1 protein-coding gene is annotated in these 1,762 nt (G+C 78.0%); it reads right to left on the reverse strand.

The genetic code is table 11. The annotated features are described in order from the left end of the window. Positions 1 to 174: 174 nt before the first annotated feature. Positions 175 to 1,614 carry an SCO3242 family prenyltransferase gene (locus C3486_RS36535; protein WP_374936971.1) on the reverse strand — a complete coding sequence of 480 codons (1,440 nt, stop codon included), beginning with the start codon at positions 1,612 to 1,614 and terminating at the stop codon, positions 175 to 177. Positions 1,615 to 1,762 lie beyond the last annotated feature (148 nt).

Below are 1,762 nucleotides of genomic sequence, written 5' to 3' on the forward strand. Positions count from 1 at the left end.
CCGCGGGCCGGTCGGTGTCCCGACTCTCGATCGCGGGCTGAACGGTGTTCGGGGGCCCGTACGTCGGCCGGATGGTGCTCGGTGCCCCGTCGGCGAGCTGGGTGGTGTCCCTGTGCGCGTTCGCGGGTTGGGGATGCGATGGGGCCTGAGGGCGGGGCCGTGGGGGTGTGGGGGTCATGTCGGACTGACCTTTCGGGACAGGCGACGGGCTACGGGGATGAGCGCGAGTACCGCGGCGCCGGTGGCGGGTGCGCCGGCACGGGCGGCGAGGGCGCCCTGGAGCGGGATCATCGCGCGGATGCCGCCGCCCACGGCCCGTTGGAGGAAGTGGGGTGAGGGGTTGAGCGCGGCGAGGAGGAGGGGGCGGGCGGCGGTGACGGCGTAACCGGCGGCGAGGAGGCGGGCCACCACCTCGGCAGCAGGGGGCGTGGAGGCCGTCGCGGGCGGCGAGGCGTGCGCCGTTGCCCGCGCCGTGGCGGGAGCCGTCCCGGCCGGGGTGGCCGGGCCCGTGACGGCCAGGCTCGTGGGGGTCGGCACCTCCGAGGTGGCGGGGGCCGTCGCTGCGGCCTTGCCGGTACGGGTGGTGGTCGTGGCACGGGCGAGGGTGGCGATGGCCGCCAGGGAGAGGAGGGGCAGGGACGTGGAGGAGCCCTGGGCCTCGCGGCGGGAGACGGTGGTGATGGTGAGGGTGTGGGCGCCGAGGAGGGCGGCCGAGGGGAGGGCGTGACGGGCGGCGCGCCGGGTCGGTGCGTGGGGCGCGGTGGTGGCGACGGCGCCCTGGAGGAGGTCGAGGGTGCGGGCGCAGGCCATGGCGGTGGGGCCGGCGGCGGTGTTCTTGAGGTGCAGGTCGTAGGCCCAGACGGTGGTGGCCAGGGCGGTGGCCGTCACCAGGGCGGGGCGGCCGGCGGCGGCCGCGCAGGCCAGACCTGCCGCGGTCAGGCCGCCGGCTGCGGCGAGCGCGGCGCCGGGGGTGATGCGGCCCGAGGGGATGGGGCGGTGCGGGCGCTCGATGGCATCGATGTCGCGGTCGGCCCAGTCGTTCAGGGCCATGCCGGCTTCGTAGAGGAGGAGGGAGGAGAGGGTGGCCAGCGCGGTACGGGTGTTGGGTCGCAGGCCGGCGGCCGCGGCACCGGCGAGGAGGTCGCCGGGGACGCTGGCCGGCGCGGAGATCCGGAGCAGTTCCGCCCAGTCCCGGGCCCGGCACCAGCGAGCGCGGCCCGTCCCCCGGCTTCCGCCCCGGTGCCGGAGGAGACGAGGAGCAGCAGCGGGTGGGGCGGGGCGCTCGGCCTCGGCGTGCGGGTCGCCAGTCGGCGGGGATGCCGCGGACGCCAGAGGGGATGAGGGTGTCGGAGGCCCTGGAGGCAGCGGGGGCGCCGAAGATGCCGGGAGCCTCGGGGATGCCGAAGACGCCGGGCGCGTCGGGGACGCTGGAGGCGACGGGGCCTCGGGGGATGCCGTGCGGTGGGCGGCGCCTCCCGACGGCCGGTCCGAGGTTTCCGGATGCCGCGGCTCCTCCCGCCGGGGCTTTCCGGCCTGCTCGGCACGGTCGGCACCGGGCGTACGGCGAGGAGTCCAACCGGTCGAGCCCTGCCCACGGCCCGGGCCCAGGCTCAAGCTGAGGCCAAGCCCCCAGCCCGGGCCCAGACTCAGCCCCCGCCCCGGGCCTCGCCCGCGGCTCAGGCGACGCCGACGACGAGCCGCTGCGGCCCGCCCGAGCGTTCTGCCCAGTCCCCGGTTGAGGCCCGAGCCCAGTCCCGGTGGC

The sequence above is a fragment of the Streptomyces sp. Ru73 genome, from assembly GCF_002920575.1.
Taxonomy (GTDB): domain Bacteria; phylum Actinomycetota; class Actinomycetes; order Streptomycetales; family Streptomycetaceae; genus Streptomyces.